Below are 25,783 nucleotides of genomic sequence, written 5' to 3' on the forward strand. Positions count from 1 at the left end.
ACCGTCCGCACCGCAGGCTCCGCCACGACCGGGAGGGCCGGGGCTGGGCGGTCCGCCGCACGCCCGCCCTGACACGGCTCAGCTCTCCTGGTCCGGCTGGTCGGAGTCCGGGCGGGGCCGGGAGAGGTCCGGAAGGGCGGCGCGGGCGTGGCGGATGAGCGCCCGCGCCGCCGGGCCGGTCGGACCGTCCGCCCGCCAGGCGAGCAGGATGCGCGCCCGTGGAGCGCGGGCGATGGTGACGGTGGTGACCTCCGGTGCGTGTGCCCGGGCCATCGACTCCGAGACCAGGGCGACGCCCAACCCGTGCGCCGCGAACCGGGTCACCATGTGCGGATCGCCCGCCTCCAAGGCGATATGGGGCTGGAAACCCGCGGTCGCGCAGGCCTCGTCGACGCAGGCCCGCAGCCCGGTGCCGGTCGGCAGGCTGACCAGCGGGCGGTCGCGCAGCGCCCCTGCGGTGATGCTCCCCCGCTTCGCCAGGGGATCCGACGGATGCACCGCGGCGACGAGTGCCTCGTCCGCGACGACCTGAGTCGCCACGCCCGGCGGCAGTATCCCCCCTCCGAGCAGCGCCAGGTCCAGGCGGCCGGCGTGGAGTTCCTGGGCCAGATGCTCGGCGGTGCCCTCGGCGAGCGAGATGCCCACGTCCGGGTGCTGGTGGTGGAAGCCCGCCAACACGTCGGGCAGATTGATGGACGCCATGGAGGGCAGCACCCCCACCCGGACCTGGCCGCGGACCAGACCGGTGAGTTCGTCGATGGAGGCGCGCGCGCCGTCCACCGCCGCCAGCGCGGCCCGGGCATAGGGGAGTATCGCCTCCCCGGCCGCGGTCGGGCGGACGGTGCGACCGGAGCGATCCAGCAGGGTTTCACCCAACTCCCGCTCCAACTGCCGTACTTGGGCGCTGACCCCGGGCTGGGCCACATGAAGTCTGGCCGCCGCGTGCGTGAAGCTGGCCTCTTCCACCACGGTGACGAGATATTTCAGCTGCCTCAGCTCCATAAGCAGAAATGCTAACAGTGAGACAAGTCAGCTCTTGGACTTCTGATGATGCCCGCGCGCACAGTGAGGGCGGGAGAGGCAGCGGTCCGGTGCGACGAAGGGGTCAGGGGCATGTCGGATCTCGAAGCATGCGGAATCGATCACCTCGACGGTCTGTACGCCTGTGCCCGCGGGCTGAGCGGAGACCGGGAACGGGCCGAGGAACTCGTTCTCGACGCCTATGAGCGGGTCTTCGCCCATGACCGGGGCTCCGGCGTACCCGGGGGCCGGGCCGGGCTGCGGCTGATGCTCCACCAGGCGGTCACCGACGCCTGGCTGTCGGTCACCGATGGCGGGCTGTCGGTCGGCGACGCCTGGCTGTCGGTCGGCCGCGGGCGGAAGACCTGCTCGGGCGCGCCCGCCGGGTGTCCGCTGGACGCACCGGCCCCGGCGCGACTGTGCTCGCTTCACCTGATCGCTGCGGGGTTCTCCCGGGAAGAGGCGGCGCGGATCACTCGCCGTTCGCCGTCGGTCCTCGGACATCGTGGAGGTCGCACATCATGAAGGCAATCATCGCCGGTGCGGGAATCGGAGGGCTCAGCTGTGCCCTGAGCATGCACGCCGCGGGGATCGACGCCGTCGTGCTGGAGAGCGCGGTCCGGATCCGCCCGATGGGCCTGGGCATCAACCTCCAGCCGCACGCGGTGCGGGAGCTGATCGAACTCGGCCTGGGCGAGGAACTGGACGAGGTCGGTGTCCCCACCGCCGAACTGGTCTATGTGGACCAGCGGGGGAGGCGGCTCTACGAGGAGCCGTGCGGAATGGGCCGCGGCTACCACTGGCCTCAGTACTCGGTGCACCGGGGCCACCTGCAGATGGTGCTGCTGCGCGCGGTCCGGGCGCGGCTGGGCGACGACGCCGTCCGCACCGGTGTTCGCGTCGAGGACTTCCGCCCGGCCGCCGACACGGTGGTGGTCCGGGCGTCCGACCGGGCGACCGGGGGCGAGGAGCGGCTGAGCGGAGAGCTGCTGATCGGCGCGGACGGGGTCCACTCGGCGGTGCGCGCCCGGCTTCACCCCGAGCAGGGCCCCTTGCGGTGGTCCGGAAGCGTGATGTGGCGGGGGGCCGTGGAGGACGAGCCGTTCCTGACCGGGCGGTCGATGATCCACGCCGACGACGGCCGATGTGTGCGGTTCATCGCCTACCCCATCTCCCGGCCGAGCGAGAAGGACGGGCGGACCCTGGTCAACTGGGTGTGCCAGGTGGCGGTCGCCGACCCCCAGCCGCTCGCTGACGGGGCCGACTGGAACCGCCCCGGCCGGCTGTCCGACGTCCTCCCGCACGTCCGGGGCTGGCGGGTCGACGGGCTGGACATCGCCCGGCTGGTCGCCCGCAGCCCGCAGATCCTGGAGTACCCCATGGTGGACCGCGATCCGCTCGACCGGTGGGGGGACTCCCGGGTGACGCTGCTGGGGGACGCGGCCCATCCGATGTACCCGGTCGGAGCGAACGGCGCCTCACAGGCGGTGGTCGACGGCCGCGTACTGGCCTACGAGTTGGCCACCGGCGACCTGGCCGAGGCGCTGCACCGCTACGAGACGGCGCGAGGCGACGCCACCCGGGGAGCCGTCCTCGCGGCCCGCGAGATGGACAGCGCGGAACGCGAGGTCCGGCAGTCCGTCCCGACCCGCTCCGGCCCCCGTGGCGACGGCCTCCGCCAGATCTACCGCGATATCGCCTCGGCGTACCGCAGCAGGGCCGGCAACGACGTGGCCGCCCTCAACGCCCGCCCCTCACTGACCCCGCCGCAGCGCCGCCGCCCGCGCTGAAGGCCGCTGCGAGCGCGCGGACACGGCCAGGTCGGCCTCGGCCTGCTGGGCCTGCTCAGGCCTCACCGCCACCAACGGGTACGGGCAGGCGGCCGTGCTCTTCGCGGTCCTGGGCCCGGGCATGGGACCCGGTACCGCGGCCGCGACGGCCGCCGTCCCCCGGGAGCGTTCGGGCGGGGTCGCCGCCACGGTCGACGCCGCCCGCCAGGTGGGTACGGCCCCGGGTGTCACCGTGCTCGGCTCCCCGCTCGACGCCCGCGCCGGGACCTCGCCCGCTCCGGCTCGGCCGCCGGACTGCACACCGGCCTGCCGGTGGCGGGGACCGCCACCACGCTCGCCACCGTCGCGGTCCTTCGCCGTCCGTGGAGCCCTGCCGCACCGGAGGACCGGCACCGGGGGGCGTGGCGCCGGCGGTTCACGGGGCGGGGGACACCGCCTCGGCGGGCTCCGCGGACCGGCGCTGCCGCCGGGCCGCCAGCACCGCGTAGACGATGACGCCGGCGAACAGGAACAGGGCGCCCTGGTACACCGCCGCATAGCCGGCGCCGGCCATCAGCCAGAGGGAGAAGGCCGCCGCGGTCGCGGTGATCACCGAGTCCCGCACCAGGCGCGCGCGGTCCACCGACCTGCCGGACACCAGGTGGAAGAGCTGCGCCGCCGTCGCCAGCAGATACGGCACGGTCGCGGTGAACGTGGTGACGAGGACCAGGACGTCGAAGACCTTCGCCGAGCCCGACAGGTAGTTGTACGCGGTCAGGAGGGAGGAGAGGACGACCGTGACGGCGACGCCGACCGTCGGTACACCCCGGCGGCGGCGGGCGAAGGCGGCCGGGAACAGGCCGTCCCTGGCCGCGGCGTACGGGGTCTGGGCGCTCAGCAGCGTCCAGCCGTTCAGACAGCCGGTCATCGACACCAGTGCCGCCAGCGCCACCGCGGTACCGCCCCAGCCGCCGCCGAACATCGTGTTCACGGCGTCCGAGAAGGGGGCCGTGGAGGTCATCAGCCGGTCGTGCGCGACGGTGCCGAAGACGGACAGCGTGCCCAGCAGATAGACCAGCGCGGCGCCCGCGGTGCCGATGACGGTGGCGCGCCCCACGTTGCGGCGGGCGTTCCTGACCTCACCGGCGCTCACCGCCGCGGACTCCACCCCGAGGTAGGAGAACAGCAGCAGGGCGGCGGAGGCGGAGACGGCACCGACGGCGCTGTGGCCACTGGCGTTGAACGGCCCGAGCCGGGACGGGTCGAAGAAGAACAGACCGCCGACCGCGACGAGCAGCAGCGGCACGAACTTCAGCACCGTCGACACGAGCTGGACGGCGCCCACGTAACGGGTGCCGGCGAAGTTGGCGAGGGCGGGCAGCCACTGCAGGGCCAGGGCGGCCAGGCAGGCGGTCCAGCGGTGGCCGCCCACCGGGACCAGCACGTTCAGGTAGCCGACGGCGGCGACGGCGAGGGCCGCGTTCGACACCCAGGTGGTGATCCAGTACGCCCAGGCGGCGAGGAAGCCCGCGAAGTCACCGAAGGCCTCGCGCGCGTAGACGTACGGGCCGCCGGTACGGGGGTCGCGCGCGGCGAGCCTGCCGAAGACCAGGGCCAGCGCGATGGCGCCGACGGTCAGGACGGCGAAGGCGACCAGGCTGACCGTGCCGTAGGGGGCGATGGAGGCGGGGAGCAGGAAGATGCCGCCGCCGATGATGTTGCCCATGACCAGCGCGGTGGCGACCGGCAGGCCGAAGCGACGCGCGTGCCTGCTGCCGTCGCCAGGGGTGCCCGCTGTGGGAACCGCGTGGCTCTCCGAAGGGGCCGGAGCCGACGGTGGGACGGTTCCGGTGACGTGCATGGGGGTGGACCTCTCATCGAACAGATGTCCCGGGATCGCCGGGACGCCTGCCATGGTCGGGGACGCCCCCATTCGCCGCAAAATCGCCGCCCCTTGTCCTGCGGCACCCGCCTGATCATGCAAAAAGTGAGGTCAGGCGGGCTGTGCGCCGCGAGATGTGCGGTGCCGCCCAGACGGCCGCCGTGCGGTCCCCGGCCGCCCGGGGACCGCACGCATGCCCCAGGCGCCGGCCGCGCTCACCACCGCCGGTCCGGGGCCGGCGCCCGCTGTCCCAGGCGTGGACGCCCCCTTGACGTCGCCTTGAGGTGGATCGACACTCCAGTCAGGGAATCCTAGTGAACCGGTAGGGAATCATGGTGCGCCTCGAAGCGGTCGCCGGCCGAGCGGGCCGTATGCCGTTGCGCGCGGCCCTGCTCACCTCCCGCCGTCACATCGACCTGCTGCGCGTCTGCAGCGCGATCAGCCTCCAGCGCTGAGCCGGGTCCCTCGCGTCCGCCGGCCGGCGCCGCCCGCCGGTGCGCACCCTCGCATGTCCACCACCCAGGGAGACGCATGTCCGTCACTCCGCTCGCCGCCGTCCCGTCCGTCCATCGCGCCGCCCCCGTCTTCCGGGGGAGGCTCGGCCGGGACGCGCGCAGCGGCCACCACGCCGTGCCGCACCGCTACCGGCTCCATCTGTCGACCGCCTGCCCCGCCGGGCTGCGCCTCGCCGTCGCACACAGCCTCCTCGGCCTGGACACCGGCTGTCCCGTCACCTTCCTGCCCGCCGTCCCGGACTGTCCCGACGGCGGCCACTCCGCGCTGCGCCCGCTGTACGAGGCGAGCGCCCACCACTACACCGGACCGGCCCTCGGGCCCGTGCTCAGCGACGACTGGTCCGGCCGTATCGTCAGCACCCACGCTCCCGACATCCTGCGCGACCTCGACCGCTTCCCGCACGAGGGACAGGTCTCCCTGTACCCGTGCGGCCCGGAATCGGTGATCGAGGCCGTCGAGCGGATGTGCGCCCAAGGGATCGAGGAGGCCGCACAGCGCGCCGGGCGGGCCGGGGCGGACCCGGCCGAGCGGGCCGCCGCCCTCGACGTGCTCCTCGGCACCCTGGGCCGGCTGGAGAACCGGCTGGCCGGCGACGAGTACCTCGTCGACGACCGGCTCACCGCCGCCGATGTCGAACTGTGGGCGGCACTGGTGCAGTTGGACACCGTCCACCGCTGTCATCTGGACGCCTCCGCCGTGCACCGCATCGCCGGCCACCGTGCCCTGTGGGCCTACGCCCGCCGTCTGGCCGCCCACCCGGCCTTCGGCCGCCATCTCGACCTCGACGGCATCTCCCGTCGGCACCACGGCCGTTGCCAGGGCCTGGAGGCCGCCGGAGCCGCCGTCCAGATCCTGGACTGGGCGGGCCATGCGGCGGATGCCGAGGACGCTTCGCGCAGGTGAGCGTGGACGGGGGACGTCCAGTGGGCGGACGGCCGTTGACAACGGGGACGGACGACTGCCTTACTTGCTGCTCAGAACGGTCATGAGCGTCAGCGCCAAGCCCTGGCTCGCTGACCGGCAACCCTCGCATCGCGGTGGGGTGCCCCAGGTGACGACCGGACCGGAATGACGTTTTCGGTAAGCGCGAGGGCCCCGCGGGGCCGGAACAGTGACAGGTGACGCCATGCACGCAGCTCCCAGGACGGCCGCGAGCCGCACCCAGGGCCGCGTACGGTCGTACGCCGGGCTCCTCGTCGCCGACCGCGCCGTCGATCTGCTCCGCGTCAACAGCGCACTGTGTACCGCGCCGGGCTGCGCCCGCTGCCGGGGCTGACACCCCCTTCTCAGCCCGCGCCCGCCCTTTCCCGCTCTGCGTTCCCGAGCACACCGCTTCCCCGGTGTGCCGTCGCCCGCCCAGTCCCTGGTGCCCGTGCGCCGCCGTGCGCCGCCTCGTGCCGCAGTGCCGTCGCGGCCCGCACCCGCTCGCCCGCGGCCCGGGGCGTCCGACCCAAGCCGGAGCCCGCCATGAGTGAACCCCCAGGCGCCGCCCTCTCCCTCGTCGAGCCACCGCCCGCCGACACCCCGTCAAAGCCCCTGGTGGCACAGCGCGTCCAGCCGCTGCGCCGGCCCGGCCGGTGGATCGCCACCGCCGTCGTGCTCGTGCTCGTCGCGCAGATCCTGCACGGACTCGCCACCAACCCGTTCTACCAGTGGGACCGCTTCCGCTACTGGTTCCTGCGGCCCACCGTCCTCGACGGGCTGCTCGTCACCCTCGAAGTCGCCGCACTGAGCGCGGCCTTCGGGCTCCTCGGCGGCATCCTGCTGGCCCTCGGGCGGCAGTCCGGCAGCCCGGTGCTGCGCGCCGTGAGCTGGACCTACACCTGGCTGTTCCGCTCGGTGCCGCTGATCGTCGTCCTGATCTTCCTCTACAACTTCTCGGCCCTCTACAAGACGTTGAGCCTCGGCATCCCCTTCGGCCCCGCCTTCGTCACCTTCGACGAGTCCAGACTCGCCACCGACATGACGGTCGCCGTCGTCGGCCTCAGCCTCAACGAGGCGGCCTACGCCGCCGAGGTGGTCCGCGGCGGCATCCTCTCGGTGGACCAGGGCCAGCACGAGGCGGCGGCCGCGCTCGGCCTGCCCCGGAGCTACCAGTTCACCCGGATCGTCTTCCCGCAGGCCCTCAGGTCCATCACCCCGAACTACGTCAACCAGCTCATCGGCCTGATCAAGAGCACCTCGCTGGTGTTCTACGTGTCGCTGCTCGACCTGTTCGGCTCCGTGCAGACCATGGGCAGCACCTACCCCGGCGACATCGTGCCGCTGCTGCTGGTGGCCACCGTCTGGTACCTGATCCTCACCAGCGCCGTGTCCGTCGTCCAGTTCTACGTCGAGCGGTACTTCGCGCGGGGCGCCACCCGCACGCTGCCGCCGACCCCGCTGCAGAAGGCGCGTACGGGCCTCGCCGAGTTCCGGGCCCGGCTGCGCAGGGAGGCCGCCGTATGACCGCCACCGACACCCTGGAGACGACCCCGGCCGCGCTGGAGGTCCACGGCGTCCACAAGTGGTACGGCACCCATCGCGTGCTGGACGGCATCGACCTGACCGTGCGCCCCGGCGAGGTCACCGCCGTCATCGGACCGTCCGGCTCCGGCAAGTCCACGCTGCTGCGGGTCATCAACCACCTGGAGAAGCCCGAGGTCGGCCATGTCAGCGTCGGCGGCGAGCTGATCGGCGTCAGGCGCGGCAGCGGCGGCCGGCTGAAGGAGCTGAGCGAGCGCGCCATCCTGGCCCAGCGCAGCCGCATCGGCTTCGTCTTCCAGAACTTCAACCTCTTCCCGCATCTGACCGTCCTGGACAACGTGGCCGCCGCGCCCGCCGCCACCGGCCGCCTCGCCCGGCCCGAGGCCCGCGACCTCGCCCGCGAGCTGCTCACCCGGGTCGGCCTCGGCGACCGCACCGGCGCCTATCCGCGCCAGCTGTCCGGCGGACAGCAGCAGCGGGTCGCCATCGCCCGCGCGCTCGCGCTGCGGCCCGGCATCATCCTCTTCGACGAGCCCACCTCGGCGCTCGACCCCGAACTGGTCGGCGAGGTGCTCTCCGTCATCCGGGACCTCGCCACCAGCGGCACCACCCTGGTCATCGTCACCCACGAGATCGCGTTCGCCCGCGAGGTCGCCGACCGGATCGTCTTCATCGACGGCGGCCGGATCGTCGAACAGGGCCCGCCGGAAGAGGTGCTGGACAGTCCGCGGCACGAGCGGACCCGGGACTTCCTCGCCAAGGTCCTCTGACCCCCGTAACCCCCAAAGCCCGCCTGATTCCCGAACGACAAGGACAGCCATGCCCACCCAGTTCTCCCGACGCGGCCTGACGCGCGGCATCACCGCGGCGACCGCCGTCGCCACCCTCGCCACCGGGCTCGCCGCCTGCGGTGGCGACAGCGACGCCGCCACCACGACCGACACGGCCGGCACGGTCACCGTGGGCAGGGTGTCCAACGGCGCGGCCCAGCAGACCGCGCTGAAGGTCTCCGAGGTGAAGTCCATCAGCTCCGAACTGCCCGCCGCCGTACGCAAGAACGGCAGCCTCAGGATCGCCGTGGGAGCCCTGCCCGACGGGTTCCCGCCGCTGGCGTACATCGGGTCGGACCAGAAGACCCTCACCGGCGCCGAACCCGACTTCGGCCGCCTGGTCGCCGCGGTCCTCGGGCTGAAGCCCCAGGTCTCCAACTACACCTGGGAGAACATGTTCGTCGGCATCGACAGCGGCAAGGCCGACGTCGGCTTCGCGAACATCACGGACACCGAGGAACGCAAGAAGAAGTACGACTTCGCCTCCTACCGCAAGGACAACGTGGGCTTCGAGGTGCTGAAGAAGAGCACCTGGAAGTTCGACGGGAACTACGAGAACCTCGCGGGCAAGACGGTCGCCGTCGACAACGGCACCAACCAGGAGAAGATCCTCCTGGAATGGCAGCAGAAGCTGAAGAAGGAGGGCAAGAACCTCACCGTCAAGCACTACGCCAGCAAGAACGCCACCTACCTGGCCCTGACCGGCGGCAGGGTCGACGCCTACTTCGCGGCCAACCCGGGAGTCGCCTACCACGTCACCCAGACCGCCAAGTCGCCGAACCCGACCCGCAGCGCGGGCACCTTCTCGGGCGCCGGGGCAAGCCTCCAGGGACTGATCGCGGCCGCCACCAAGAAGGACAGCGGGCTCGCCAAGCCGATCGCCGACGCCATCGACTACCTGATCGAGAACGGGCAGTACGCCAAGTGGCTCAAGGCGTACAACCTCTCCAACGAGGCCGTCGCCAAGTCCGAGGTCAACCCGCCCGGCCTGCCGCTGGACAACTCCTGAGGGGAACCGGGTCCGCCGCGGTCGCCGGGGGATGAGGTGGAAGCGCGGGAACAACCGGCGCCGGCGGGACGTTGTGAGTCTTGACGAGATCCGGGAGGCGGCCGCCGAGAAGGGCCGCCCCCGCCCGGCGGACGGAGGTGACGGCGTGACAGGTGTACGGCCGCTGCCCGTCCCGCACGCGTACCGCTCCGTCCGTCTGCACTCCCGGCCGCACATAGACCTGCAGCGCGTGTCCGCCGCGCTCTGTCGCCGCTGACTCCTCCCCCGGCCTCCCGCCCGGGTCTCCCCCCGCCGCGCTCGCCCGCGCCCCGATCACGCCCCGCCTCTGCGAGCCGGTGTTCCGCCACGGACATCAAGGAAGGCACCGCCGTGTCCTCAACTTCGCCGTCCCACCTGCACCTTGCCGTCGCCCTGGACGGCACCGGCTGGCACCCCGCCTCCTGGCGCGAGCCGGTCGCCCGCCCCCGGGAACTGTTCACCGCCGGCTACTGGGCCGGCCTGGTCGCCGAGGCCGAACGCGGCCTGCTCGACTTCGTCACCATCGAGGACGGCCTCGGCCCGCAGTCCTCGCACCCCTTCGAGCCCGACGAACGCACCGACCAGGTGCGCGGCCGGCTCGACGCGGTCCTCATCGCCTCCCGCGTCGCCCCGCTCACCCGGCACATAGGCCTGGTGCCGACCGTGGTGGCCACGCACACCGAGCCGTTCCACATCTCCAAGGCGATCGCCACCCTCGACTACGTCAGCACCGGCCGCGCGGGCCTGCGTGTGCAGATCACCGCCCGGCCCGACGAGGCCGCCCACTTCGGCCGCCGTACCATCGGCCGGATCGAGGCCTACGACAGCCCGGCGGCGCACGATGTGATCACCGATCTGTTCGACGAGGCCGCCGACTACGTGGAAGTGGTGCGCCGGCTCTGGGACAGCTGGGAGGACGACGCCGAGATCCGGGATGCGGCGACGGGCCGCTTCATCGACCGGGACAAGCTGCACTACATCGACTTCGAGGGCCGCCACTTCAGCGTCAAGGGCCCCTCCATCACGCCCCGCCCGCCCCAGGGCCAGCCGCTGGTCACCGCCCTCGCACACCAGACCGTCCCGTACCGGCTGGTGGCCCGCCAGGCCGACGTCGGGTACGTCACCCCGCACGACGTGGCGCAGGCCCGCGCGATCGTCGCCGAGATCCGCGCCGAGCAGCAGGCGGCGGGCCGTGCCGCCGAGCCCCTGCACATCTTCGCTGACCTCGTGGTCCTCCTCGGCGACAGCAGGGCGGAGGCGGAGGACCGACGGGAGCGGCTGGACGCGCGGGCGGGGGAGCCGTACCGCGGCGACGCCCGGTTCTTCGCCGGTACGGCGGAGCAACTCGCCGATCTGCTGGAGGAGTTGGCCGAGGGCGGACTGACCGGATTCCGGCTGCGGCCCGCGGTCGCCGGCCACGACCTGCCCCGCATCAGCCGCGACCTGGTGCCCGAACTCCAGCGCCGGGGCCGCTTCCGGGACGCCTACGAGGCGGACACCCTGCGCGGCCTGCTCGGCCTCACCCGCCCCGCCAACCGCTACGCGGCAGCCAACGCCTGAGCAGCCGGAGAGGACGACCACACCCCATGAGCAAGCCGCTGAAGCAGATCCACCTGGCCGCCCACTTCCCCGGCGTCAACAACACCACCGTGTGGAGCGACCCGGCCGCCGGCAGCCACATCGAGTTCAGCTCCTTCGCGCACTTCGCGCAGACCGCCGAACGCGCCAAGTTCGACTTCCTGTTCCTCGCCGAGGGGCTCAGGCTGCGGGAACAGGGCGGGCAGATATACGACCTGGATGTCGTGGGCCGCCCGGACACCTTCACCGTGCTCGCCGCGCTGGCCGCCGTCACCGACCGGCTGGGCCTGACCGGCACCATCAACTCCACGTTCAACGAGCCGTACGAGGTGGCCCGCCAGTTCGCCAGCCTCGACCACCTCTCCGGCGGCCGCTCCGCATGGAACGTGGTCACCTCCTGGGACGCCTTCACCGGCGAGAACTTCCGCCGCGGCGGCTTCCTGCCCCAGGAGGAGCGCTACTCCCGCGCCAAGGAGTTCCTCGCCACCGCGAACGAACTCTTCGACTCCTGGCGCGGCGACGAGATCCTCGCCGACCAGAGCACCGGCACCTTCCTGACGGACGCCCGGGCCGGCGCCTTCGTGCACCAGGGGCAGCACTTCGACATCCACGGCCGGTTCAACGTCCCGCGCTCCCCGCAGGGCCGCCCGGTGATCTTCCAGGCGGGCGACTCCGACGAGGGCCGCGAGTTCGCCGCGTCCAGCGCCGACGCGATCTTCAGCCGGTACTCGACCCTGAAGGAGGGCCAGGCCTTCTACACGGACGTCAAGTCCCGCCTCGCCGCGTACGGCCGCAGGCCCGACCAGCTGCTCATCCTGCCCGCCGCCACCTTCGTCCTCGGCGACACCGACCAGGAGGCCGCCGAACTCGCCCGCGAGGTGCGCCGGCAGCAGGTCAGCGGCGCGACCGCCCTCAAGCACCTGGAGTTCGTCTGGAACCGTGACCTGTCGGCGTACGACCCGGAGGGCCCGCTGCCCGACGTCGACCCGGTGGTGAGCGAGGACCACATCTCCCGGGGCCGCGCACAGGTGCGCATGTACCGGGACCCGGTCGCCATCGCCCGCGAGTGGCGGCAGCTCGCCGAGGCCAACAAGTGGTCCATCCGCGACCTGGTCATCAACACCGGCAACCGGCAGACCTTCGTCGGCTCCCCGGCCACGGTCGCGCGGACCATCGACGAGTTCGTGCAGGCCGACGCCTCCGACGGCTTCATCCTCGTGCCGCACATCACCCCCGGCGGTCTCGACCCGTTCGCCGACAAGGTCGTACCCCTGCTCCAGGAAAGGGGCGTGTACCGCACCGAGTACGAGGGCACGACCCTGCGCGACCACCTCGGCCTCGCCCACCCGGACACCGGCTCCGCCGACTCGGCCGGCTCGTCCGAGCGGGCCGCGTCGTGAGGCTCCGCTGACCACACCGGCGTGGCTGCGGAGGTCACCTCCCCCGTGGGTGACCTCCGCGGCCGTTCCCCCCGGCGCCGGACCCTGGCCGCCGTCCGTGTGCCGTCACCAGCACATGACCGCTGTCTCTCCCGATCCCCATGTCGAGTACAGACGGACGCGGACGACATAGCGCCGGCCCCTGACGAGCCGGACCCTCACGGTGGCGTTGTCCGGGCCGCCGCCGTCGTCGTGCCCCGCGAGGAAGCGCGGCACCCCGTCGCGCTCCTCGAAGACCACGAGCACGGTGTCGGCGTCGCCGAAGGCGCCCACGGTGTAGTCGCGGGTCTCCGGCGGCTCGACGGTGAAGTCGGCCTGCTCGCCGGCCCCGAGACCGAGCGGCGCCGACCGGAACGGCACCAGCACCGCCGGCCCCGCCGGTGCGGCGGGCGGGTACCAGCGCAGCACGAACTCCTTGTCGGCCGGGGACGGAGCACCGGACGGAGACAGCCCCCCGCGGTACTGCTCCGGCTCCAGCACCAGACCCGGCCCGAACGGGAACGTCATCACCGACTGCGGATCCCACACCGAGCAGCTCGCCTCGCCGGCCTCCAGCTCACGCAGCACGTTCGTGTACGTCGTCTCCCGGCTCCAGAAGTTCGGCGGACCCGCCAGCTCCGCGTACACGGCCTCGTCGTCCCAGTGCAGCCCGGCGTACGGGCTCTGGTGCTCGTGCACCATGCCGAGCACGTGCCCGACCTGGTGCAGGACCGTGCCCCGCTCCCCGGGCCCGGTCACGTCCCAGCCCAGGTTCATGGTGCGCTCGCCGCGGCCGGCCGACAGCGCCTCCCGCCCCACCGCCGACCAGGAACCGCCGCCGGCCTGGAACCCGATCCGCAGCTCCGCCTCGCGCACGTCGCCGGCCTCGGCGAACGTGACGCCGATGCCCAGCCCCTGCCACTCGCGGAAGGCCTCGCGGACCATGGCCCGCTGGTCCTCGCCGCCGGCCCACGGCACCCGGCGCAGCTCCCCGGTCCCGGGCACCGGGATCACCGAGGCGGCCCAGTCGTCGGAGTCGTCGAAGAAGGCGTAGTGCAGCACCGTGCCGTTCACCCACATCCGCCGCCCGGCGAGCAGCGCGCCCAGCCGCCCGGCGGTCAGCCCCGGGGCGAAGCACGGGTCCGGCTGCCGCGGCAGCGAGCAGAGGCGTCGGGTCATGCGGCCAGCGTGCCGCCCGCCCGCGCCGGGCGCCTGAGTCGGAGGATGCTCAAGTCCCGCTGTATCAGACGTGAGTAGGCGCGCTCACCACAGTGTGAGGACTTACGAACAGGACGCGAAGACTCCCGGGCCGCCGTGGCCGTTCACCGGCCGGGAGGAGGAACTGGAGCGGGTGCGCACCTCCTCGGCCGCCGGCCGCCCCGGCATCGTGGTGACCGCACCGGCCGGCCACGGCAAGACCCGGCTGATCACGGAGGCCGTCCGGGGCACGGAGCACACCCGGGTGACCGGCACGCCCGAGGCCCGCGGCCTGCCCTTCGCGGCCTTCGCCCACCTGTTGCCCGACACCGCCTCGCCGCAGCGCGCGCTGCGCATCCTGTCCGGCGCACGGCTCCTCGTCGTGGACGACGCCCATCTGCTCGACGAGGCCTCCGCCGCCGTCGTCCACCAGCTCGCCGTGCACGGCCGTACCCGGCTCGTCGTCGCCGCGGTGGACGACGGGTCCGCACCCGCCGCGGTGTCCCGGCTGTGGACCGGGGAGCTGCTGCCCCGGCTGGACCTCGAACCGCTGCCCCGGGAGGACGTCGCCCAGCTGCTCGCCGCCGCCGGTCTCGAACCGCTCACCGTGCGCCGCCTGCACCGGATGTGCCGCGGCGACCTGCGGCTGCTGCGCGACCTGGTCGCCGCGCTCGGCCCGGCCGGGCGGCTGCTTCCGGTGCCCGGCACTCAGGAGCGGGCCTGGCGGGGCGCGCTGCCGGTCACCCCGGCCGTACGCGAGCGGCTCGCCCCGGTGCTGGAGCGCCCCGCGCCCGGCGAACGGGCCGCCCTGGAACGCCTGGCGTTCGCCGAGCCGCTGCCGCTGGCCGCGGACGACCTCGACCTGGACGTCCTGGAGAGCCTGGAGGCGGACGGCCTGGTCCACGTCGACGACCAGGGCGCCGTCACCCTCGCCCACCCGCTGCACGGACCGGCCCTGCGCGCCCTGACCGGCCGGCTGCGCGCCCGCCGGCTGGCGGCCGGCGCCCCTGCCGGGTACGGCCCGGCCCTGGAGGCCGAACGCCGGCTGCTGCTGCGGCGGATCGAGCAGCTGGACGTCCGGCCGGTCCCGGCGCCGGTGGGGGAGTGGCTGGTGGCGGAGGGCACGGTGCTGCCGGCCGGTTACGCCGCCGTCCGCGCCCGGTTCGCCCGGCTGCGGGGCGAGGTGCGGGACGCCGCCGCCTGGGCCCGGGAGGGGTTGCGGGAGGCGCCGGAGGATGCCGCATGCGCTGCGGAACTCCGCCTGGCCGGCAGCGGGTTCGGCGAGGACCGTGGCGAGGACGTGTATGCCCGGTACGACGCCGTACGCCTCGGTGCGCCGGAGGGGGCTGCCGGGCGGCTGCCGGCGGGCGGTGTCCTCGCGCGGCACGCGCAGGCGCTGGCGCGGGGGGACGGGCCCGCGCTGGATCGTGCCGCCGAGGGACTTGAGGAGCGTGGGTTCCTGTTGTTCGCGGCGGAGGCGCGTGCGCAGGCGGTGCGGGTGCACCGGGATCCGCGTGCGGCGCGGGTCTCCCGTGCCCGGGCGGTCGCGCTGGCGCGGCGGTGCCAGGGCGCGCGCACGCCGGCGCTGGCGGGGCTGGTGCTCGGCGAACTCACGGCCCGGCAGCGGCAGATCGTGACACTCGCGGCGGCGGGGCTGAGCAATCGGGAGATCGCCGAGCGGCTGACGCTGTCCGTGCGGACCGTGGGGAACCATCTGTACAGCGCGTACAGCCGGCTCGGTACCGGTGACCGGGGAGCGTTGCCGTTGCTGTGCGCGTCCGCGTAGGGCGTTCTCACGCCGCCCCGAACGCGGCGAACGCCCAGCCCGTCGCCTGGTGCACCGGGTCCTCCGGCAGGGTCGCGCGGGCGTCCCGGAGCGCTTCGGCCAGGGACAGGCCCGCGTCCAGGCCCTTGTGCAGGGCGAGCATCAGGGGGACGACGGCCGCGTCGTTGACCGGGGCGCTGCTCGCCACCACCCCGGCCGTGCCCAGCGGCAGCAACGCGGTGACCAGGCCGAGGAGTTCGTCGGCGCCCACGGAGGCCAGACGGGCCGTGTCGCAGCTGGAGAGGATGATCCGGTAGGGGCTGCGGGCGAGGCGTTCGAAGTCGTGCACGATCAGCGGTCCGTCGGCCATGCGCAGGGCCGAGAAGAGGGGGCTGTCCGCGCGGAACGTGCCGTGGGCCGCGAGGTGTGCGAGCGCCGCGCCGTCCAGGTGCTCCAGGACGCGGGGGACCTGGGCCGCGTCGTCCTCCAGGACCGTCGCCGTACCGTGGCGGGCGGCCAGTTCGGGCACCTCCGCGCCGCCGGTCGCGAGGCCGGGGCCGCGCACCAGCACGTGCCGGCCGCCCGGCGGCGGCTCGGTCTCGCGGGCGCGCAGCCAGCTGCCCGCCGAGGGCGAGACGCTGAGGACGCGGTCCCGCAGCGCGGGCAGCAGGGCCCACGGCACCCGGTGCAGCGCCCCGGGCGGGACGATCACCACCGGGCCCGCGCCGAGGTGTGCCGCCGCGCCGGCCAGCAGCAGCTCCTGCAGGCGCAGTCCCGCGGCCTCCACCAGCGGCAGCCGTGCCGCGGCGCCCGGGTGGGCGAGTCGCCGCAGTCCGGCCTGGACGTGCTCGGCCTCGGCCACCGCCTCGGCCAGCGAGCCGCCGGTGAACCGCCGTACCCGCCCCTGGCCGCACAGCAGGACGTGCACCCGGCCGTCGACCACGGCGAGCTCCACCAGGCGTGCGTCGCCGAGCCGGTGCAGCAGGCGGTCCACGTCGAAACGGTCGCCCTCGTGCGGGGCGGCGCCGCGGATGTGGCGGGTGCGGGAGCGGATCTCCCGTTCCAGGCGCCGCTGTTCGCGCTCCAGCGCGGGGACCGGGCGGCCCTCCATCCGGGCCTCCTCGGCGCGGGCCGCGATCTCCCGGTAGGCGGTCAGACCGCTGAGCAGCGCCGGGTCGGCGGGCGGCCGGGTGGGCGGCGCGGCCAGCACGGTCGCCCGCCAGCGCTCGCTCCACTGCAGCAGCCGGCGCGGTGTGCCGTGGGAGAGGATCGCCTCCTGGGCCAGCGCGGCCAGTTCGGCGCCCTGCGCGGTGGCGTGGGCGCGCAGCTCGGAGGCGCCGAGTGTCATCCGGTGGTCGTCCAGCACGTCCAGGCCGCGCCGGCAGGCCTCCAGCACGCCCCGCCGGGAACCGGCCGCGCGTGCCCGCAGCGCCTGCGCCGCCCAGCCCGTCATCCGGGCCGGCGGCGGCCCGCCGTGCCGGCTGCGCGCGGCCACCGCCAGATGCCGTTCCGCGTCCGCCGTCCAGCCGAGCGCCAGCGCGATGCGGCCCGCGAGCAGCGACGCCTCGGGCGCGGCGGGCGAGCCGAAGGAGGCCAGCTTCGCGGCGACCGCCGCCGCGTCCGCGACCAGCCGCCCCGAGCGGCGCCCGGCCGCCACCCGCGCCTCGATCAGCACCAGCCGGGCGTGCGTCTCCCACCACATCCGCCGCTGCGCCGCGAACAGCCGTACGGCGACGGCGGCGCGCGCCACGGCGGTGTGCGGGTCCCCGGCCGAGCGGGCGGCCCGCGCGGCGGCCAGCAGCAGCTCGGCCTTGCGGGTGGACTGCCCGCCGATCCGGTCCAGCAGCGCGATCGTCGCATCCGCCTCGGCCAGCGCCTCCGGGGCGAGCCCGGCCGCCATCAGCACCTCGCAGCGCCGGATGGACAGCATGTAGGTGGGGGTGCCGAGTTTCGCGTACCGCTCCTCGGCCTCGTCCAGCAGCCGCAGCGCCGCCGGGACGTCCCCGGACCGGAACGCGGCCAGGCCCCGGCTCTCCACCGCGTCGGCCTTGTCGTGCTCCTGGCCGGTGGTGTCCCACAGCCGCTCCGCCGCCGTGAAGTCCGCGACCGCCCGGTCCACCGCACCCAGCGCCAGGTGCACCGTGGCCCGCAGCGTCAGCGCCCGCGCGGTCCAGATGCCGTCGCCCACCTGCCGCAGCACCGGCAGCGCCCGCCGTACGTCCTCCAGCGCCTCCCGGTGATGCCCCAGCACCCACCACACGTACGCCCGCCGGTACAGCACCCGGGCCCGGGTGTGCCCGCTGCCTCGGGCGACCCCGCGCTCGAAGGAGATGAGCCCCTGCCGCGTGCGCCCCGCGTGCACCAGTGCGACCCCGAGCGTCGCGAGCACATCCGCCTCACGGTCGGCCGACTCGGCGCGCGCCGCCAGGTCCCGGGCCCGGCGCAGATGCCGGAGCGCGATCCGCAGATCGCCGAAGTCCCGCTGCCAGATGCCGAGCACCTGGTGGGCGACGCTGGCGTGCAGCGGCGGCGGACCGGCCACCAGCACCTGTTCCGCGCGCGCCCGGGCCTCGCCCGGGTCGGCGAACACCAAGGGCAGCAGTTCGAGAACCGACTCGCTTCCCGCTGTCACGTCTCGCATGGTAGTGGCCTGCTGTATCAGACGGTGACCCCGCGACTCTCACTGTCGAACACCGTCTGCAGGGGGAGGACACGCCATGGCACCACAGCGATTCCACGAGCAGTTCCAGCACATCCAGCGGTCCCTGCCGGACGTGGCCCTGGCCATGGGCCCGGAGCGGGACGCCCACTTCCTGTACGAGAAGGGGGTCGTCCTGGCCCGGGACGGCGAGGAGGCCCGGGTCGTCGAGGACACCGTGCGCGCCCACTTCACCGCCACCGACGGCCTCGTCCCCGACCACGTCCGCAGGGACGGCCCGGAGGCGGGCCGCACCGGCGTCACCCGCATCCGCGTCGGCGCCCCGGACGCCGGCGACGACACCGTCCCGCACGCGCTGCGGGCCCTGCGGGAGGCCGAGGACCGCCGGGGCCGCCGGCTGGTGGGCCGCAACCACGTGGTGCACATCGCGGTCAACGCCTGCCCCGGCGACGAGCCGGTGCCCGTCGCCCGCACCCAGCCGGCCAACCCCGCCGCCGCGGAGGGCCGTTACGACCCGGACAGCGCCGTCGGCGTCCTCGTGATCGACACCGGTCTCGTGCACGACCACGGCTCCTATCCGCTGCTCGCCCACACCGCCGGCGACGTCCAGTCGGCCGAGACCGACGCCGACGGCGTGCTCCGCCAGTACGTCGGCCACGGCACGTTCATCGCCGGGATCCTCGCGGCCGTCGCGCCCAACACGGACGTGACCGTCCGGGGCACCCTGAACGACGCCGGGGCCGTGCTGGAGTCCGAGTTCGGCGCCCGGCTCTTCGAGGCGGTCGACCAGGGCGGCTGGCCGGACATCATCAGCCTCTCGGCCGGCACCACCACCGAGGGCGGCGACGGCCTGATCGGCCTGGACGCGTTCATGCGCGAACTGCGCGAGCAGCGCACCCTGCTGGTCGCCGCCGCCGGCAACAACGCCAGTGACACGCCGTTCTGGCCCGCCGCCTACGCCGCCCTGCCCGAGTACGCGGACAGTGTGCTGTCGGTCGGCGCGCTGCGCGCGGACGGCGACGGCGCGGCCTGCTTCAGCAACCACGGCCCCTGGGTACGGGCCTACGCCCCGGGCGAGCGCCTCACCAGCGCCCTCACCGGATTCGGCACCCCCGTGCCGTACGTCTACCAGCACTCCACCTACGACGCCTGCCGGTTCGGCTTCGACTACCCCTGCACCTGCCGGTTCCCGCGCCACACCGGTGTGCTGAGCGAGGGCCGGGAGAACACCGGGGCCAAGCCGGACCAGGTGATGTTCGACGGACTCGCGCAGTGGAGCGGCACCTCCTTCGCCACCCCCGTGGCAGCGGGCCTGGTGGCCGCCCAGATGACGGCGCACCAGGAGCGCGACCCGCGCGCCGCGCGCACCCGCCTGCTCGCGGCCGGCACGGACACCGCCGAGGTGCGCGGGGCGCACGTCACGGCGCTCCGGCCGCCCACCTGGCGCCCCGTCCCCGTCGTCGCCCCGGCCGTGCCCGCATGAGGGCCGGAACCCTCCGCTCCACGGCGTACGATGACGTGCCGTACACGAGGGGTGGAACCGTGGACCGAACAGAGGTCGGTGCGTTGGTCGAGTCCGCCGTCGACGGGGACGCCGCGGCCTGGAAAGCACTGGTGGAAGGGATGAGTCCGCTCGTGTGGTCGGTGGTGCGCGCACACCGGCTCTCCGACGCCGACGGGCACGAGGTCTACCAGACCGTGTGGTTCCGCTTCGCCCAGCACCTGGGCCGGATCCGTGAACCCGACAAGGCCGGCTCCTGGCTGGCCAGTACTACCCGCCACGAGTGCCTGAAGGTGCTCAAGGCGCTGACCCGGCTGACCCTGACGGACGACCCGCGGGTGCTGGACCGGGCCAGCGACGGGCGGACCCCCGAGGAGTCGTTGATCGACGCGGAGGACGAGGCGGACCGGGCCGAGCGGGTCCGCCGCCTGTGGCAGGAGCTGGAGGGACTGGGGGAGCGCTGCCGGCAGCTGCTGCGCGTGCTGATGGCCTCCCCGCCGCCCAGCTACGGGGAGATCTCGGCCGCGCTCGGTATCGCGGTCGGCAGCATCGGCCCCCTGCGCCAGCGCTGTCTGCGCCGGCTGAGGGCCCGGATGGATGCACGGGGTGCGGCGTGAACGACGACCACCGGTTCCCGGAACCGGACGCGGCGGACGAGGAGTTGGCGGACTCCCTGCTGGAGGAGGAACTGCGCCAGGCGGCCGCCGTCCTCGACCCGGTCCCGGACGCCCTGCGCCAACTGGCCCTGGACGCCTACGCCCTGCACGACCTGGACGCGAAGCTCGCCGAGCTGACCTTCGACTCGCTCGCCGACGCGCTGCCGGTCAGGGGCGTCACGGACGCACCGCGGATGCTGACGTTCCAGGCCGGTGAGGTCACCGTCGACGTCGAGGTCACCGGCGACGGGCTGATCGGCCAGGTGCTGCCGCCGCGGTCGGCCCGCATCGAGGTGCTCGGCGGCCCGCAGACCGCCCGCCCGGTCGCGGTCGACACATGGGGACGCTTCAGCAGCGGCACGGCGCCGTCCGGTCCGTTCGCCCTCAGGCTGCGGACCGGCGGTGAGGTGATCGTCACGGAGTGGCTGCGGGCCTGAACCGGTCAGCGGGACCAGGTCACGGGCAGCGTCCGCGGGCCTCGGATCATCGTCCTGTGCCGCCACCGCACCTGCTCGGCCGGCACCGCGAGCCGCAGCCCGGGCAGCCGGTCCAGCAGCGTGTCCACCAGCAGCTCGGTCTGCAGCCGGGCCAGCACCGCGCCGGTGCAGAAGTGCGGGCCGTTGCCGAACGCCACATGCGGGTTGGGCTCGCGGTCGGGGTCGATGCGGTCCGGGTCGGGGAAGACGTCCGGGTCGCGGTTGGCGGCGAGGTAGGAGACGTAGACCGGCTCGCCCGCGGTGATCCGGTGGCCGGCGATCTCCACGTCCTCCCGTGCGATCCGGGCGAGCCCGACCGTGCTGCGATGCGGGATGTAGCGGAACAGCTCGTCCAGCAGGGGACCGCGCGCCTCGGGGCGCGCGCGCGTCCGCTCCATCAGCTCCGGCCGGGTCAGCAGGAGATACAGCATCTGCCCGCAGTTGTGGGTGACGGCCTCGCCGCCGATCTGCAGCGGACCGGCCAGCCCGACGGCCTCCTCCTCGCTGATGTCCCCGCCCGACACGGCCCGCCCCAGCATCGAGTAGACGTCCTCGTCGGTGCTGTGGGCACGCGACCGCAGGACCGACCTGATCCAGCCGTACAGACCGGTCTTGGCCCGGTCGGCCGCTTCCTCCCCGTTGGTGGAGATGATCTCCCGGGTCCAGGCGTGCACCTGCTCCCGGTCGGCGGCGGGCACGCCCATCACCTCGCTGACGACGGCGAGGGGGAACGGCTCCAGCACCCGCTCGACCAGATCGGCCGGCGGGCCGTCCCGTACGACGCCCTCCACCAGCTCGTCCAGGACCGCCTGCGCGCGGGGCCGCAGCCGCTTCATGGCCCGCACCGTGAAGGCGTCGGCCACCGGCTTGCGCAGCCGGTTGTGGTCGGGCTGGTCGGCCCAGGCGAGCGAGCCGGGCCGGGGGGCGAAGTTCGGTGCGAGCCGGGTGATCTGACGCCGGGTCACCTCGGCGCGGCTGAACCGCGGGTCGTTGGTGATCAGCTTCACGTCGTCGTAGCGGGTCGCCAGCCACGCCCAGCCCTCGCCGAACGGCAGCCGGATCCGGGTCAGCGGACCCTCGCGCATGAGGCCGGCGAGGACCGGGTCGAAGTCGGTGCCGTCCAGGTCGAGTGCGGGCCAGTCCCTGACAGGTGGCGGGGCCTGGCCGGTGAGCGTGTTCTCGGTCATGACCTCCACCTTGGTGCGGGGCCGCGGTGGTGTCTCGTGGGAGTAGTCCAGGTGGAGGGCCGTGCGCCTGCGGGGTGCTTCACGCGGCGTCCATGAGTTCGGCCAGGGCGTTCGCCAGCCGGTCCAGCCCGGTCCCCGCCGGGCCGCCCGGCTCGGTCATGTAGGTGTCCCTGCGGATCTCCACCATCAGGGCGGACACCCGGGCCTGGGTGCCGTGGAACTCCAGCGGTACGTACGTCCCGGCGAACGGGCTGTCCAATCCCGTCTCCCCGCAGGCCGCGAACGCCTTCCGGGCCGCTCGGAGCAGCTTCGGCGGGGTGTGGAAGGGGTCCGTGCCCAGGCAGACCGGCGGACGCGGGCCGGTGCCGTGCAGCTCGTAGGGGAGCGGCTCGGTCGGGTAGGAGTGGACGTCGATCACCACCGCCCGGCCGGTCGCGGCCAGCCGGTCCGCGACCGCCTCGGTCATGGCCCGGGCGTACGGCCGGAAGTAGCGCGCCAGCAGCGGCTCGGGATCGGTGTCCGCGGGCCGCAGCTCGGCGCGGTGCGTGGTCCGCGTGTACACGGCGCCCATGCCGACGGCTGCCATCTCCTCCCGTTCGTCCGGGAACCGCTCCGGGTCCACGACCAGCCGGGACAGCCGGTTCACGAACCGCCAGGGGGTGACTCCGGCCAGGCCCGCGGCGCGCTCGGCCAGCTCCGCGGTGTGCGCGTCCGTGATGTGGTCCAGCTCCCGCCCCAGGGCACGGTCGTCCAGCACGATCCCCCGGCGCACGTCCTCCGGAATCGTCCGCGCCGAGTGCGGCACGTGCAGCAGTACCGGCGAGTCGGGGGCACCGGCGAGGAGTTCGAACGAGGACACGGGCGGCTCCGGGGCGTGGTCAGCGGTGCGGATACGGCTCCGCCCCGGCCGGGGGTGCCGGCCGGGGCGGAGGGTCACTCAGGTGCCGCGGGCACTAGCTCAGGGACGCCAGGGCCTCGTTCCAGGTGGCCGACGGGCGCATGACCGCGTCCGCCTTGGCCTTGTCGACCTGGTAGTAGCCGCCGATGTCGGCCGGCTTGCCCTGGACCGCGATCAGCTCGTCCACGATCTGCTGCTCGTTCGCGGCGAGGGTCTCGGCGAGCGGCGCGAACGCCTTGGCCAGGCCGGCGTCGTCGGTCTGCTTGGCCAGCTCCTGCGCCCAGTACAGGGACAGGTAGAAGTGGCTGCCGCGGTTGTCGATGCCGCCGACGCGACGCGTCGGGGACTTGTCCTCGTTGAGGAAGGTCGCCGTGGCGCGGTCGAGGGTGTCGGCGAGGACCTTGGCGCGGGCGTTGCCGGTGGCCTCTGCGTACTGCTCGAAGGAGGGGACGAGCGCGAAGAACTCACCGAGGGAGTCCCAGCGCAGGTAGTTCTCCTTGACCAGCTGCTGGACGTGCTTCGGCGCGCTGCCGCCGGCGCCCGTCTCGAACAGGCCGCCGCCCGCCATCAGCGGGACGACCGACAGCATCTTGGCGCTGGTGCCCAGCTCCAGGATCGGGAAGAGGTCGGTCAGGTAGTCACGCAGCACGTTGCCGGTGACCGAGATGGTGTTCTCGCCGCGGCGGATGCGCTCCACCGACAGCTTGGCGGCCTCGACCGGGGCGAGGATCCGGATGTCCAGGCCCTCGGTGTCGTGCTCCGGCAGGTACTGCCTGACCTTGGCGATCAGGTTGGCGTCGTGGGCGCGGTTCTCGTCCAGCCAGAACACCGCCGGGTCGCCGGTGGCGCGGGCGCGGGTGACGGCCAGCTTGACCCAGTCGCGGATCGGGGCGTCCTTGGTCTGGCAGGCGCGGAAGATGTCGCCCTCGGCGACCGGCTGCTCGATCAGGACGTTGCCGGCCTGGTCGACCAGGCGGACCGTGCCGGCGGCCGGGACCTCGAAGGTCTTGTCGTGGGAGCCGTACTCCTCGGCCTTCTGCGCCATCAGGCCGACGTTCGGGACCGAGCCCATGGTGGACGGGTCGTAGGCGCCGTGGGCCCGGCAGTCCTCGATGACGGCCTGGTAGACACCGGCGTAGGAGGAGTCCGGGATGACGGCGAGGGTGTCGTGCTCCTGGCCGTCCGGGCCCCACATGTGGCCGGAGGTGCGGATCATCGCCGGCATGGAGGCGTCCACGATGACGTCCGACGGGACGTGCAGGTTGGTGATGCCCTTGTCGGAGTCGACCATGGCGAGGGCCGGGCCCTCGGCGATCTCGGCGTCGAAGGAGGCCTTGATCTCGGCGCCCTCGGGCAGGTTCTCCAGGCCCTTCAGGATGCCGCCGAGGCCGTCGTTCGGGGTGAGGCCGGCCGCCTTGAGGGTCTCGCCGTACTTCGCGAACGTCTTCGGGAAGAAGGCGCGCACCACGTGACCGAAGACGATCGGGTCGGAGACCTTCATCATCGTGGCCTTGAGGTGCACCGAGAACAGCACGCCCTCCTGCTTGGCGCGGGCGACCTGTGCGGCGAGGAACCGCTCCAGCTCGGCGACGCGCATGACGGAGGCGTCGACGACCTCGTCCTTGAGGACCGGTACGGACTCCTTCAGGACGGTGGTGGTGCCGTCCTGGCCGACCAGCTCGATCCGCAGCGCGCCGTCCTCGGCGATGACGACGGACTTCTCGGTGGAGCGGAAGTCGTTCTCGCCCATCGTGGCCACATTGGTCTTGGACTCGGCGGTCCAGGCGCCCATGCGGTGCGGGTGGGTCTTGGCGTAGTTCTTCACCGAGGCCGGGGCACGGCGGTCGGAGTTGCCCTCACGCAGGACCGGGTTGACGGCTGAGCCCTTGACCTTGTCGTAGCGGGCGCGGATCTCGCGCTCCTCGTCGGTCTTCGGGTCGTCCGGGTAGTCCGGCAGCGCGTAGCCCTTGGCCTGCAGCTCGGCGACGGCGGCGCGCAGCTGCGGGATGGACGCCGAGATGTTCGGCAGCTTGACGATGTTGGCCTCGGGAGTCTTGGCCAGGTCACCCAGCTCGGCCAGCGCGTCCGGGATGCGCTGGTCCTCGTTCAGGTACTCCGGGAAGTGGGCGATGATGCGTCCGGCCAGCGAGATGTCCCGGGTGGTCACCGGCACACCGGCCTGCGACGCGTACGCCTGGATCACCGGCAGGAACGAATGCGTCGCCAGGGCCGGGGCCTCGTCTGTGTAGGTGTAGATGATGGTCGAGTCAGTCACCGGGTGCTCCGCTCCACGTCTGCAACATTGCTCGACATCAAGATATCTCGTGATCGGGGTCCGCTCGACAGGGGTCCCGGCCGGATATCGCGCCGCGCCGGTACCTCCGGGGATCAGCCCGGGCGGGCGCCGCCGGGACCGGCTCCGGGCCCGCCCGCCATCTCCCGCTCGATCCACCGGCAGATCACGTCCACCACGTACACGTGCTCGGCCCGGGTCAGCTCCCGCCCCTTCGGGATCCCGTGCCAGCGCTCCAGGCAGCCGCGGCAGCAGGTGGCGGTCGCGTGCTGGGCGACGAAGACCGGGTGGCCGCGGTACGGCGTCTGCTTGCCGTCCTTGGCGGGCTCGGCCGGCGCCAGCCGCCTGGCGATCAGGTCGTAGGCGTGCCACCGCAGGGTCGCCGGTCCCTTCAGCTGCGCGGTGGCCCGGTCCCGCCCGCGCAGGTGGAACCGCGCCCGGAACGGCTGGCGGGCGAGCGCGTCGAGCCGCTGGTCGAGCGGGCCGGGATCGGGAGAGGACGTCATGTCCTTCGAGCGTAGCCGTGCGTGCGGGAGGACCGGCCCGGCCCCCGGACCCTGAGCGGAGTACGACGTCGGTCACAGCGCACCGGGGGGGGGGGGGGCGGGGGCCCGGGGCCCCGGCCCCGGCCGCGGGGCCCCCCAA

The 25,783-nt window shown here is 73.7% G+C and carries 23 protein-coding genes and 1 riboswitch; of the genes, 15 read left to right on the forward strand and 8 right to left on the reverse strand.

Annotated elements, in window-relative coordinates:
* Positions 1-78: 78 nt before the first annotated feature.
* Positions 79-1,002 carry a LysR family transcriptional regulator gene (locus tag ABT171_RS35655; protein ID WP_351250552.1) on the reverse strand — a complete coding sequence of 308 codons (924 nt, stop codon included), beginning with the start codon at positions 1,000-1,002 and terminating at the stop codon, positions 79-81.
* A 111-nt stretch (positions 1,003-1,113) separates the two neighbouring features.
* Here ABT171_RS35655 and ABT171_RS35660 point away from each other — a divergent pair, with 111 nt between their 5' ends.
* Positions 1,114-1,545 carry a hypothetical protein gene (locus ABT171_RS35660; RefSeq protein WP_351250553.1) on the forward strand — a complete coding sequence of 144 codons (432 nt, stop codon included), beginning with the start codon at positions 1,114-1,116 and terminating at the stop codon, positions 1,543-1,545.
* Entirely contained in the window at positions 1,542-2,810 is a 1,269-nt protein-coding gene (locus ABT171_RS35665) for an FAD-dependent monooxygenase (RefSeq protein ID WP_351250554.1), read from the forward strand. Before ABT171_RS35660 ends, ABT171_RS35665 begins: the two co-directional genes overlap by 4 nt.
* Before the next feature lie 415 nt (positions 2,811-3,225).
* Here ABT171_RS35665 and ABT171_RS35670 read toward each other — a convergent pair whose 3' ends face one another.
* Positions 3,226-4,650: an amino acid permease gene (locus ABT171_RS35670; RefSeq protein ID WP_351250555.1), complete on the reverse strand. Its 1,425-nt coding sequence runs from the start codon at positions 4,648-4,650 to the stop codon at positions 3,226-3,228.
* 353 nt (positions 4,651-5,003) lie between these two features.
* On the opposite strand from ABT171_RS35670, the gene ABT171_RS35675 reads away from it, so the two are divergent.
* The 9 genes from ABT171_RS35675 (at position 5,004) to ABT171_RS35715 (ending at position 12,488) form a co-directional block, all read left to right on the forward strand.
* Positions 5,004-5,126 carry a hypothetical protein gene (locus ABT171_RS35675; protein ID WP_351250556.1) on the forward strand — a complete coding sequence of 41 codons (123 nt, stop codon included), beginning with the start codon at positions 5,004-5,006 and terminating at the stop codon, positions 5,124-5,126.
* A gap of 76 nt (positions 5,127-5,202) precedes the next feature.
* A complete protein-coding gene (locus ABT171_RS35680) occupies positions 5,203-6,090 on the forward strand; it encodes a glutathione S-transferase C-terminal domain-containing protein (protein WP_351250557.1) in 888 nt (295 codons plus the stop codon).
* A 78-nt stretch (positions 6,091-6,168) separates the two neighbouring features.
* A riboswitch (SAM riboswitch) is annotated at positions 6,169-6,280 on the forward strand.
* A gap of 33 nt (positions 6,281-6,313) precedes the next feature.
* Complete coding sequence (locus ABT171_RS35685; RefSeq protein ID WP_351250558.1) at positions 6,314-6,463, forward strand: hypothetical protein; 150 nt, start codon at positions 6,314-6,316, stop codon at positions 6,461-6,463.
* Positions 6,464-6,654: 191 nt separating this feature from the next.
* Complete coding sequence (locus tag ABT171_RS35690; protein WP_351250559.1) at positions 6,655-7,635, forward strand: amino acid ABC transporter permease; 981 nt, start codon at positions 6,655-6,657, stop codon at positions 7,633-7,635.
* The gene (locus ABT171_RS35695; RefSeq protein WP_351250560.1) at positions 7,632-8,423 is read left to right on the forward strand and encodes an amino acid ABC transporter ATP-binding protein; all 792 of its coding nucleotides are present in this window, start codon (positions 7,632-7,634) and stop codon (positions 8,421-8,423) included. Before ABT171_RS35690 ends, ABT171_RS35695 begins: the two co-directional genes overlap by 4 nt.
* 49 nt (positions 8,424-8,472) lie before the next feature.
* A complete protein-coding gene (locus ABT171_RS35700) occupies positions 8,473-9,492 on the forward strand; it encodes an ABC transporter substrate-binding protein (RefSeq protein WP_351250561.1) in 1,020 nt (339 codons plus the stop codon).
* A gap of 31 nt (positions 9,493-9,523) precedes the next feature.
* The gene (locus ABT171_RS35705; RefSeq protein WP_351250562.1) at positions 9,524-9,748 is read left to right on the forward strand and encodes a putative leader peptide; all 225 of its coding nucleotides are present in this window, start codon (positions 9,524-9,526) and stop codon (positions 9,746-9,748) included.
* Positions 9,749-9,861: 113 nt separating this feature from the next.
* Positions 9,862-11,070 (forward strand): LLM class flavin-dependent oxidoreductase, encoded by a 1,209-nt coding sequence (locus ABT171_RS35710; protein ID WP_351250563.1) that lies wholly within the window; start codon positions 9,862-9,864, stop codon positions 11,068-11,070.
* 26 nt (positions 11,071-11,096) lie between these two features.
* On the forward strand, positions 11,097-12,488 hold the full coding sequence (locus tag ABT171_RS35715) for an NtaA/DmoA family FMN-dependent monooxygenase (protein WP_351250564.1): 1,392 nt from the start codon (positions 11,097-11,099) through the stop codon (positions 12,486-12,488).
* A 105-nt stretch (positions 12,489-12,593) separates the two neighbouring features.
* On the opposite strand, the gene absR1 is transcribed toward ABT171_RS35715, so the two are convergent.
* Positions 12,594-13,685 (reverse strand): beta-glucuronidase AbsR1, encoded by a 1,092-nt coding sequence (gene absR1, locus ABT171_RS35720; protein ID WP_351250565.1) that lies wholly within the window; start codon positions 13,683-13,685, stop codon positions 12,594-12,596.
* A 94-nt stretch (positions 13,686-13,779) separates the two neighbouring features.
* Between absR1 and ABT171_RS35725 the strand changes: the two genes are divergently transcribed.
* A complete protein-coding gene (locus ABT171_RS35725; protein ID WP_351250566.1) occupies positions 13,780-15,489 on the forward strand; it encodes a LuxR family transcriptional regulator AbsR2 in 1,710 nt (569 codons plus the stop codon).
* 7 nt (positions 15,490-15,496) lie between these two features.
* On the opposite strand, the gene ABT171_RS35730 is transcribed toward ABT171_RS35725, so the two are convergent.
* The gene (locus tag ABT171_RS35730) at positions 15,497-18,100 is read right to left on the reverse strand and encodes a CHAT domain-containing protein (protein WP_503077868.1); all 2,604 of its coding nucleotides are present in this window, start codon (positions 18,098-18,100) and stop codon (positions 15,497-15,499) included.
* Between the two features lie 85 nt (positions 18,101-18,185).
* Here ABT171_RS35730 and ABT171_RS35735 point away from each other — a divergent pair, with 85 nt between their 5' ends.
* The 3 genes from ABT171_RS35735 to ABT171_RS35745 are packed head-to-tail and all read left to right on the forward strand — an operon-like array spanning position 18,186 to position 20,721.
* Positions 18,186-19,610, forward strand: coding sequence for a S8/S53 family peptidase (locus ABT171_RS35735; RefSeq protein ID WP_351250568.1), 1,425 nt, complete (start codon positions 18,186-18,188; stop codon positions 19,608-19,610).
* Positions 19,607-20,245: an RNA polymerase sigma factor gene (locus tag ABT171_RS35740; RefSeq protein WP_351250569.1), complete on the forward strand. Its 639-nt coding sequence runs from the start codon at positions 19,607-19,609 to the stop codon at positions 20,243-20,245. The genes ABT171_RS35735 and ABT171_RS35740 overlap by 4 nt, the downstream gene beginning before the upstream one ends.
* Positions 20,242-20,721 carry a hypothetical protein gene (locus ABT171_RS35745; protein ID WP_351250570.1) on the forward strand — a complete coding sequence of 160 codons (480 nt, stop codon included), beginning with the start codon at positions 20,242-20,244 and terminating at the stop codon, positions 20,719-20,721. Before ABT171_RS35740 ends, ABT171_RS35745 begins: the two co-directional genes overlap by 4 nt.
* 5 nt (positions 20,722-20,726) lie before the next feature.
* On the opposite strand, the gene ABT171_RS35750 is transcribed toward ABT171_RS35745, so the two are convergent.
* The 4 genes from ABT171_RS35750 to ABT171_RS35765 form a co-directional block, all read right to left on the reverse strand.
* On the reverse strand, positions 20,727-21,947 hold the full coding sequence (locus tag ABT171_RS35750) for a cytochrome P450 (protein WP_351250571.1): 1,221 nt from the start codon (positions 21,945-21,947) through the stop codon (positions 20,727-20,729).
* 79 nt (positions 21,948-22,026) lie between these two features.
* Positions 22,027-22,806 (reverse strand): N-formylglutamate amidohydrolase, encoded by a 780-nt coding sequence (locus ABT171_RS35755; RefSeq protein WP_351250572.1) that lies wholly within the window; start codon positions 22,804-22,806, stop codon positions 22,027-22,029.
* Between the two features lie 94 nt (positions 22,807-22,900).
* Entirely contained in the window at positions 22,901-25,120 is a 2,220-nt protein-coding gene (locus ABT171_RS35760; RefSeq protein WP_351250573.1) for an NADP-dependent isocitrate dehydrogenase, read from the reverse strand.
* Positions 25,121-25,233: 113 nt separating this feature from the next.
* Complete coding sequence (locus ABT171_RS35765) at positions 25,234-25,644, reverse strand: DUF4186 domain-containing protein (protein WP_351250574.1); 411 nt, start codon at positions 25,642-25,644, stop codon at positions 25,234-25,236.
* Positions 25,645-25,783: the final 139 nt, after the last annotated feature.

Origin of the sequence: Streptomyces sp. NPDC001851 (assembly GCF_040297165.1) — a bacterium.
Classification (GTDB): Bacteria; Actinomycetota; Actinomycetes; order Streptomycetales; family Streptomycetaceae; genus Streptomyces.

What these genes read in the sequence shown, in the direction of transcription:
- ABT171_RS35740 (WP_351250569.1), top strand. Translation starts at nt 19,607, where the DNA reads ATGAGGGCCGGAACCCTCCGCTCCACGGCGTACGATGACGTGCCGTAC.
- ABT171_RS35700 (WP_351250561.1), top strand. Translation starts at nt 8,473, where the DNA reads ATGCCCACCCAGTTCTCCCGACGCGGCCTGACGCGCGGCATCACCGCG.
- ABT171_RS35705 (WP_351250562.1), top strand. Translation starts at nt 9,524, where the DNA reads ATGAGGTGGAAGCGCGGGAACAACCGGCGCCGGCGGGACGTTGTGAGT.
- ABT171_RS35715 (WP_351250564.1), top strand. Translation starts at nt 11,097, where the DNA reads ATGAGCAAGCCGCTGAAGCAGATCCACCTGGCCGCCCACTTCCCCGGC.
- absR1 (WP_351250565.1), bottom strand. Translation starts at nt 13,685, where the DNA reads ATGACCCGACGCCTCTGCTCGCTGCCGCGGCAGCCGGACCCGTGCTTC.
- ABT171_RS35660 (WP_351250553.1), top strand. Translation starts at nt 1,114, where the DNA reads ATGTCGGATCTCGAAGCATGCGGAATCGATCACCTCGACGGTCTGTAC.
- ABT171_RS35735 (WP_351250568.1), top strand. Translation starts at nt 18,186, where the DNA reads ATGGCACCACAGCGATTCCACGAGCAGTTCCAGCACATCCAGCGGTCC.
- ABT171_RS35695 (WP_351250560.1), top strand. Translation starts at nt 7,632, where the DNA reads ATGACCGCCACCGACACCCTGGAGACGACCCCGGCCGCGCTGGAGGTC.
- ABT171_RS35765 (WP_351250574.1), bottom strand. Translation starts at nt 25,644, where the DNA reads ATGACGTCCTCTCCCGATCCCGGCCCGCTCGACCAGCGGCTCGACGCG.
- ABT171_RS35750 (WP_351250571.1), bottom strand. Translation starts at nt 21,947, where the DNA reads ATGACCGAGAACACGCTCACCGGCCAGGCCCCGCCACCTGTCAGGGAC.
- ABT171_RS35655 (WP_351250552.1), bottom strand. Translation starts at nt 1,002, where the DNA reads ATGGAGCTGAGGCAGCTGAAATATCTCGTCACCGTGGTGGAAGAGGCC.
- ABT171_RS35680 (WP_351250557.1), top strand. Translation starts at nt 5,203, where the DNA reads ATGTCCGTCACTCCGCTCGCCGCCGTCCCGTCCGTCCATCGCGCCGCC.
- ABT171_RS35685 (WP_351250558.1), top strand. Translation starts at nt 6,314, where the DNA reads ATGCACGCAGCTCCCAGGACGGCCGCGAGCCGCACCCAGGGCCGCGTA.
- ABT171_RS35670 (WP_351250555.1), bottom strand. Translation starts at nt 4,650, where the DNA reads ATGCACGTCACCGGAACCGTCCCACCGTCGGCTCCGGCCCCTTCGGAG.
- ABT171_RS35675 (WP_351250556.1), top strand. Translation starts at nt 5,004, where the DNA reads ATGGTGCGCCTCGAAGCGGTCGCCGGCCGAGCGGGCCGTATGCCGTTG.
- ABT171_RS35665 (WP_351250554.1), top strand. Translation starts at nt 1,542, where the DNA reads ATGAAGGCAATCATCGCCGGTGCGGGAATCGGAGGGCTCAGCTGTGCC.
- ABT171_RS35690 (WP_351250559.1), top strand. Translation starts at nt 6,655, where the DNA reads ATGAGTGAACCCCCAGGCGCCGCCCTCTCCCTCGTCGAGCCACCGCCC.